Here is an 8,235-nt window from a genome sequence, read left to right as displayed (position 1 = left end):
TGAATCGCCCCGAGTTCATCGGAGACCAGTTTGTTTAAGTCAGGCCACTTTACCTGACTCGTTTAAATTATCATAGTAGTCTGTTTCATATTGAGCTGGTGAAATATACCCAATTGAAGATAATAAGCGTTGATTATTAAACCAATTGACCCACTCTAACGTTGCGTATTCAACAGCATCAACATTCTTCCACGGGCCATTTCTGCGAATAATCTCTGTTTTAAATAATCCATTTATTGTTTCAGCCAATGCATTGTCATAAGAGTCACCCACACTGCCTACAGACGCTTGAATTCCAGCTTCAGCAAGTCGCTCAGTGTATCGTATAGACAAATATTGGCTGCCTCTGTCGCTGTGGTGAATTAACCCTTCGGGGTTGCCACGATGCCAAATAGCTTGCTCTAACGCATCAAGAATAAGCTCTGTGTGCATTGTCGTTGATACACGCCAACCTACAATGTATCGTGAAAAAACATCTATCACGAAAGCGACATAAACAAACCCACTCCATGTGGCAACATAGGTGATGTCAGCTACCCAAAGTTGATTTGGCTGCTCAGCAGTAAATTGACGATTAACTAAATCAAGTGGCTTATCTTGTTGCTCGTCAGGTATCGTTGTCTTATGTGCTTTACCCCGACGAACACCTTGAATTCCCATAACTCGCATCAATCGTTCGACTGTACAGCGGGCGACTTGATGGTCGTCAAGCTGTAGCTGCTTCCATATTTTTCTTGCACCATAAACTGACATATTATCCTCCCACACTTCGCGAATGAGTATTATCAGCTCAGCATCACGCTTTTTGCGGTTAGACAGTCGCTCAGGCTCTCTTTGTATCTGTTTATGAGAATAATACGTTGATGGTGCAATCGGCAATTCCTTGCAAATTGACTCGACACCGTAATGCTCTCTGCAAGCATCAATAAAATCCACTATTACTTCTGTTTGCGGTCGAGCTCCGCTTGGGCGAAAAAAGCGGCAGCTTGCCTCAGGATATCATTCGTTCGCTTGAGCTCTTTATTCTCGCGCTCTAAGACGGCAAGGCGTTCTTCAGTTGATTGCGTATTAGAAGAGGGTTTAGACGGTTGAGCTTGAGATTTCTTGACCCATGCTCTAAGTGTTTCTGGGGTACATCCCAGTTTATCTGAAATCGATACTAGCGCAGCCCAAAGAGAAGGGTATTCATGCTGTTGTGTGGTAACAAGCCTAATTGCACGTTCACGAAATTCTGATGTATAGCGATTTGATTTTTTCATAGTTCCAGTTTCTCAAGTTATTGAGTCTCTGGCAAACACGGGGCGATTCATGCATTAAATTAGTGATCTATTATAGCGACAAAGAAATAAGTCGATAACAAGGCAAAAATTATGATACATAGTTGTTCTATATAAATAATTTTTAACGCAGGTAGCGGATTATTTAATACGCTAGAATAATCATGTTTTTAATAAAATTGGTATTAACTAAACATTTCTTTTACGTCTTCAACCATATGCAAATACTCTTCACTCTCTAACATTTCTAATGAAGGAAATATGCCTTTATCAATATACGTTTGCAGCGCTGCTGACTTATCAGATACTTGTAAGGTTCCCTCAAGGATTGCACCAACACGAATAAAGTCGATATAACTCACCTCAGCAGTACGATGATTCACATCTGCCCAGTGCTGCGCGACCTCAACAAACACATCAGGAAATTCCCATGCTTTCATGATTGAACCACCAATTTTACCACTTAAACGTTGAATCGCATGGGCTAAAAAGCTGGGGCTTGCAAACACTTCAGGGTGACGCTCTGCTTCAGTTAAAATGGGTAACACCCCAATATTATAAACTAATGAAGCTAATGTAATGGCATCGCGATTTAGCGATGTATGGGTATTTCTTTTTAAGTAAAACTCCATTAATGAAATAGAGTGCGAGGCCACATGCAGCGTTTTATGCCACGCCTTTCCCATGTAGCCTTTTATTAACTCGTTGTTAGATACAAATAACTGCTCCATCGCCATGGCTGTGGCAATATTTTTTATTTGCCTAAGCCCAATACGTGTAACGGCTTGGTGCAAGTTAGACACCTTTACAGCTCGGCCCATAATTGCACTATTTGCGACTTTGATCATCCGCGCCGACAATGCAGGATCATGTGCTATCACATCTGACATTTGCATCAAATTAACATCGGGGTTATCTGCGGCTTGGCGAACCTTAATCGCTACCTCAGGTAACGTAGGCAACACCAGTGTGTCGTTGTTAATTCTGTCAACTAAAATAGTGAGTAAGGCATTTTCTGTAGACATAAAATATCCCTTTGCTTAATGACCTACACTTTACAGCAAGTCTTATATTATTAATTATTTCAAAGCTTAGTAGTATTAAACATATACCTAAAATAGAAAGAATTGTAGATAATTATTGATTATTTACCAGCGGCCCCTCATTAGTGCACTCTAACGTCTAATACTTGCTATTTGCTAGTATGTTTTGCTTTAATGCAAGCATGCTAAGGCACACTAATACTCATTCAGTACCTTAACTTACAGTATACAAGTTATAAAATAGACTTTTTAAAGGCAATATAATGATCTTAAATAAAATTAGCCAAGCAATACTGCTCTCTGGCATCGTTTTTCTTAGTGCCTGTTCTGAGCAAGCACCGTCTTCAAACAATACGCCGCAAAGCTCAGCGCCAACGGCTTCTCAAGCGCCTTCTGGGCCAACACTCGTTAATATTGACCGTCAACGCTTAGACATATACACAGACTTTAGCTTACAAAGCGATTTGTCACACTTATCTGAGAACCAAAAAGCCATGGTTGCCAAGCTTATTGATGCTTCAAAAATTATGGACGATTTATTTTGGAAACAAGCATTTGGTGAAGATAAACAAAGCTTTTTAGCACAATTAGATGATGAAAAAGTACGTCAGTTTGCTGATATTAACTACGGCCCATGGGATCGCTTAAATGGCGATGAAGTATTTTTATCTGGCTACAAAGAAAAGCCGCTTGGGGCCGGTTTTTATCCGGCCGACATCACCAAAGAAGAGCTTAATAACGCTGATGTAAAAGATAAAACAGGGCTTTACTCACTTATTAAACGCGATGAACTAGGTAATTTATACAGCACGCCTTATTCAGAAGAATATGCCGTAGAACTTGCCCAAGCAGCTGAGCTACTTAGAGACGCCAGCAAATTAGCTGACGACAAAGAATTTGCCAACTACCTAAACTTACGAGCTGACGCAATACAAAGCGATGATTTCCAAGCCTCTGACTTTGCTTGGATGGATATGAAAAATAATCCTATCGATGTTGTTATTGGCCCAATTGAAAACTACGAAGACCAATTATTTGGTTACCGTGCTGCCTATGAATCGTATGTACTAATTAAAGATTTAAAATGGAGCGAACGCCTGGCTAAATTTGCTGCCTTTTTACCTGAGCTGCAAAAAGGCTTACCTGTTGATAGCAAGTACAAGCAAGAAGTACCAGGATCAGATGCTGACTTAAATGCCTACGATGTTGTTTATTATGCTGGGCACTCAAATGCCGGCAGTAAAACCATTGCAATTAACTTACCAAATGATGAGCAAGTACAGCTAGAAAAAGGCACACGTCGCTTACAGCTTAAAAATGCAATGCGAGCGAAGTTTGATAAAATTTTAGTTCCTATCGCAGAGCAGTTAATTGTGCCAGAGCAACGTAAACACATTACCTTTGATGCATTTTTTGCTAACACTATGTTCCATGAAGTAGCTCACGGTTTAGGAATTAAAAACACCATAACGGGTAAAGGTACTGTTCGCCAATCACTTCAAGAGCACGCTAGCGCCTTGGAAGAAGGTAAAGCCGATATTCTTGGTTTATACATGGTTGAACAGTTACTTAAAAAAGGTGAAATCACCGAAGGTACATTAGAAGATTACTACACCACTTTTATGGCGGGTATTTTCCGCTCAGTGCGCTTTGGTGCTTCAAGTGCACATGGTAAAGCAAATATGATCCGCTTTAACTTTTTTGCTCAAGAAGGTGCCTTCTCTAAAAATGAAGACGGCTTGTATAGCATCAACATGGATAAAATGGGCGACGCTATGGCTAAATTATCGCGCCTTATTTTAACCCTGCAAGGTGACGGTGATTACGAAAAAGTTGATCAACTGATTGCAACTCATGGCGATATTAAAGCGGAACTAGCTAAAGATTTAGAAAAGTTAAGCAAAGCGAACATCCCTGTAGATGTAACCTTCAAACAAGGTAAAGATGTACTTGGCCTTAATTAATATGCGCTAAATTAGCTCACATATAAAAAGCGTTACACTGTAACGCTTTTTTTATCTAGGGTCTGTTGACCTTTGCGGATTAAAATTTGTTCAAACTAGGGGCGGTTTAATCGCGGCGCGAGGTTTGTAACCTAGTGGGCTAAGTAAAAACCAAGCAAAGCTTCCGCGTCCTGCTCACGCCCCTTACCTACATCCATGTAGGCAACAAAGAGTAAATCGCCCCTAGGCAGAACCCTTCGGGCAGCGCCTGTTTGGCATTGATGCTGCGTTATCGCCTATTTATGGGGAATAACCACACCACATAGGCTCTGCCTTGCCTAAATACCAAACAGACTGCTGCAAATTCAACCTTGAAAGGTCAACAGACCCTTATTACTTATCAGTCTAATTATTTATCACTCATCACTTTACGAACAACCGGCTCAAGGCTTGCCATTCCCCACTGCTTTCCGGTTTCAATCGCAGACTCTATATCTGCACCTTGTTGATGAGCTGAAATAGCCATTAGCGCACCAACACGATTACTGCTCGCACAATGAACAACCACTGACTCACCTTTAAGTTCTTCTAAAAGGCTAGCTAATCTTTTTGCATTGTCGTTGTTTACATCTTGTGCACCTGCAATCTCAATTGCGTGGTAATTCATTCCTAAAGAATTGACTAACGCGCCTTCATCCCAGTCTTGCTCATCTGCTGCACGTAAATTAATAACGTGCTTCACCTTAGCTTGCGATAGTTGCTTAAACTGCTCATCAGTCGGTTGCGCTGCTGAAAAAACTAAGTTGTTATGTGCTGCAAAGTTTTTAATATTAGCGTTATTTACCACATCTACAGCTACTGGCTGCTCGCCCGCTATCACTGCTGACACTGCAATGGCTGCAATAAATACACTTGTACAGAGTTGTTTGATTAATTTCATACTATCCCCTCAAAGTAACTCATTTTGATTTTTAAAAATGCGCTTTTAATTGCTCTATCTGCTCATTAGTATAAGGCACACTCGGAAACTTGCCCCATACCGGCGCAGGCCATGCAATATCTGTTTTAAAACGCGCGATATGATGAATATGTAGTTGTGGCACCATATTACCCAATGCGGCTACATTTAACTTATCAGGATTAAACACCTCCATTAACAAATGACTGAGTTTCGCTGACTCGTGTAAATAAGTAATTTGTTGCTGCTCGGTTAAATCAATAATCTCTTTTAAGCCCGCTATTCTGGGGACCAATACAAACCAAGGATATTGGCTGTCGTTTAATAGCAACACCTTACAAAGTGGCCAATCAGCCAGTTCAATACAATCTCTTTTCAGTTCAGGTGCTAAGGTAAATGATGTTTTGCTCATGTTAAAGTCCTTAGATTATTTTACCGCACACTTTATAGCATTTAGTTGCAGTTGCACACGCTTGTGCTTTACCATCGAGATAATTTTATGTAAGTAAAGGCAATCCTGTGTTAAAAAAACTAAAACATCTCTCACTGGCAATTCCCCTACTCGCGGGCGCATTAAGCGCAGAAGCTGAGCCGCTAACGCTTGAGCGTATATTTGATGATCCGAGCTTAGCAGGCAAATCTCCGGTACAACTTAAGTTTTCGCCTGATGGTAGCCGGGTTACCTACTTACAAGGTAAAACCGATGACTATAACCGCTACGATTTATGGGAATATAATTTAAAAGATAATACCAACCGGTTGTTAGTTGATTCGGCGCAGTTATTTTCAGGCCCAGAAAATCTCTCCGATGAAGAAAAAGCACGCCGCGAACGCCAACGTATTTTTGGAAAAGGTATCCTTGAATATAAATGGTCAAAAGATGGGAAAGCACTGTTATTCCCTCTTAATGGCGATCTTTATTACTATGACTTAGATGCTAAAAATAGTAAAAAGCTGACTAACACAGACGTATTTGAAACCGATGCGCGTTTCTCTCCAAAAGGAAATTTCGTATCCTTTATCCGAGAGCAAAACCTATATGCACTAGAGCTGGCTTCAGGTAAAGAAATTCAGTTAAGTAAAGATGGCGGTGGCGTAATTAAAAACGGCATGGCCGAATTTGTGGCGCAAGAAGAAATGAGCCGTATGACCGGTTATTGGTGGGCAAATGATGAATCTAAAATCGCCTTTACTCGCGTTGATGAAAGCCCTGTTCAAGAAGCGATTCGTAACGAAATTTATGCTGATGAAGTAAAACTATTTAACCAGCGTTATCCATTTACTGGCACCAATAATGTTGACATTCAACTTGGGGTGGTAAAGCTTAATGATCAAGCAGTTGACTGGATTGACTTAGGCGACGATAAAGATATTTATATTGCCCGCGCTAAGTGGCTAAGCGACAGCAATACGCTCTCTTATCAATGGCAAAACCGCTCGCAACATAACTTAGAACTACGTTTTTACAACACTAAAACAAAACAGCAAACCGTTGCTTTAACTGAAAAAAGTGATACCTGGATCAACTTGCATTTTGACCTTGAATTTTTAAAAGATAAAAAGCATTTTGTATGGGCCTCAGAGCGAGATGGATTTAAGCACCTTTATTTATATCGTAATAACGGCCAACTTATCCGCCAGATTACCGCAGGTGATTGGGTCGTAGATAGCCTAAAAGGGATAGATGAAAAAAATGGCGTTGTTTACTTTGCTGCACGTAAAGATACCCCGCTAGAGAGCCATTTATACAGTGCGCCTTTATTTAAAAAAGGGGCTATGAAGCGCATTACTGAAAAAGGCCAATACCATAATGTCGTTCTAGCGAAAGATAATAAAACTTTCATTGATAATAGCTCATCGGTTAATAAGCCAAATTCAGCTGCACTGCGCAAAATTAATGGTGAGTTTATTACGTGGCTTGAAGAGAATAAGCTTGATGACTCTCACCCACTTACCCCGTATCTAACTGATTTAGCCCAGCCCGAATACGGCACAATTACCGCTGAAGACGGCCAAATTATGCATTACCGTTTATTTAAACCAGCAAATATGGCAAAGGGTAAAAAGCATCCGGTTATTGTAAACGTTTACGGTGGTCCTCATGCTCAGCGAGTAACCAATAGCTGGCGCAGCAAAAACTTATACTTTCAATACATGGCGCAACAAGGTTATGTAATTTTTCAACTTGATAACCGAGGCTCTTACAATCGCGGTAAAAAGTTTGAAGATGCGATTTATAAGCACTTAGGCGTTGTAGAAGTGGCGGATCAAATCAAAGGCGTTGAGTTTTTACTTACCCTTGATTACGTAGACCCTGCTCGCATTGGTATTTATGGCCACAGCTACGGTGGTTATATGGCGCTGATGACTATGTTTAAAGCAGGCGATTACTTTAGCGCGGGTGTATCTGGTGCTCCGGTTACCGACTGGGCTCTATACGACACCCATTACACCGAGCGCTATTTGGGTCACCCAGATACTAATGCCCAAGGCTATATCGACAGTGCGGTGTTCCCATACGCTGAAGGCTTAAAAGGCCCATTAATGATTTACCATGGTATGGCCGATGACAACGTATTATTTACCCATGCCACTAAATTGTTTAAACAGCTGCAAGATAACAATCAACAGTTTGAAATGATGACTTACCCGGGCTCAAAACATAGCCTTCGCGGTAAACAAGTTCAAACTCATTTACATCAAACTATTACAAACTTCTTTAACCGTAATTTTAATACAAAGTAACTAAAACTGGGTTAATTATTCGACTAAAGGCTGATATAAGTATCAGCCTTTTTTTATGCAGATAAGCTATATTGAAACGTCAACAAACAATAATTAAATTCATTATAAGCACCCGTTAAATAAAAGTTCGGCCTATCCTTTTTATTGTATTTACGCAAACTAGTTAACAAAGAGAGTATTAAAAGTACAATATAAGGAAAATAAAACCGTATTAGCCTATATTTTAACTATGCTTATTTAAGAGAAATAATGCTCTAATACGGGAACAT

General features: G+C 40.3%; 6 protein-coding genes and 1 other annotated feature. Of the genes, 2 read left to right on the top strand and 4 right to left on the bottom strand.

What is annotated here, in order from left to right; translation table 11 throughout:
• Nucleotides 1-39: 39 nt before the first annotated feature.
• Nucleotides 40-1,259, bottom strand: a protein-coding gene (locus tag ND6B_RS17060; protein WP_089368775.1) for an IS3 family transposase whose coding sequence is annotated in 2 segments (ribosomal slippage) — nt 40-980 and nt 980-1,259 — 1,221 coding nt in all. Because the reading frame shifts where the segments join, the coding sequence is not laid out codon by codon here.
• Nucleotides 865-981, bottom strand: a sequence feature (AL1L pseudoknot). Its footprint overlaps the gene before it by 117 nt.
• Before the next feature lie 203 nt (nt 1,260-1,462).
• Nucleotides 1,463-2,302 carry an HDOD domain-containing protein gene (locus ND6B_RS17070; RefSeq protein WP_013464223.1) on the bottom strand — a complete coding sequence of 280 codons (840 nt, stop codon included), beginning with the start codon at nt 2,300-2,302 and terminating at the stop codon, nt 1,463-1,465.
• Between the two features lie 281 nt (nt 2,303-2,583).
• Between ND6B_RS17070 and ND6B_RS17075 the strand changes: the two genes are divergently transcribed.
• Entirely contained in the window at nt 2,584-4,284 is a 1,701-nt protein-coding gene (locus ND6B_RS17075; RefSeq protein WP_033102623.1) for a dipeptidyl-peptidase 3 family protein, read from the top strand.
• A gap of 388 nt (nt 4,285-4,672) precedes the next feature.
• On the opposite strand, the gene ND6B_RS17080 is transcribed toward ND6B_RS17075, so the two are convergent.
• Nucleotides 4,673-5,203: a hypothetical protein gene (locus ND6B_RS17080; RefSeq protein WP_033102622.1), complete on the bottom strand. Its 531-nt coding sequence runs from the start codon at nt 5,201-5,203 to the stop codon at nt 4,673-4,675.
• Nucleotides 5,204-5,234: 31 nt separating this feature from the next.
• Nucleotides 5,235-5,633: an HIT domain-containing protein gene (locus ND6B_RS17085; RefSeq protein ID WP_013464220.1), complete on the bottom strand. Its 399-nt coding sequence runs from the start codon at nt 5,631-5,633 to the stop codon at nt 5,235-5,237.
• Between the two features lie 107 nt (nt 5,634-5,740).
• On the opposite strand from ND6B_RS17085, the gene ND6B_RS17090 reads away from it, so the two are divergent.
• Nucleotides 5,741-7,966: a S9 family peptidase gene (locus tag ND6B_RS17090; RefSeq protein ID WP_033102621.1), complete on the top strand. Its 2,226-nt coding sequence runs from the start codon at nt 5,741-5,743 to the stop codon at nt 7,964-7,966.
• The last annotated feature ends 269 nt before the right edge of the window (nt 7,967-8,235 follow it).

Source organism: Pseudoalteromonas sp. ND6B, assembly GCF_000764215.1.
In the GTDB taxonomy this organism is placed as follows: domain Bacteria; phylum Pseudomonadota; class Gammaproteobacteria; order Enterobacterales; family Alteromonadaceae; genus Pseudoalteromonas; species Pseudoalteromonas tetraodonis.
Note: the sequence above shows the minus strand (reverse complement) of the source record. Positions and strands in the feature narration are given on the sequence as shown.

Bases quoted from the DNA above. Each gene is read 5' to 3' on its own strand.
- ND6B_RS17070 (WP_013464223.1), bottom strand. From the start codon at position 2,302: ATGTCTACAGAAAATGCCTTACTCACTATTTTAGTTGACAGAATTAAC.
- ND6B_RS17075 (WP_033102623.1), top strand. From the start codon at position 2,584: ATGATCTTAAATAAAATTAGCCAAGCAATACTGCTCTCTGGCATCGTT.
- ND6B_RS17080 (WP_033102622.1), bottom strand. From the start codon at position 5,203: ATGAAATTAATCAAACAACTCTGTACAAGTGTATTTATTGCAGCCATT.
- ND6B_RS17085 (WP_013464220.1), bottom strand. From the start codon at position 5,633: ATGAGCAAAACATCATTTACCTTAGCACCTGAACTGAAAAGAGATTGT.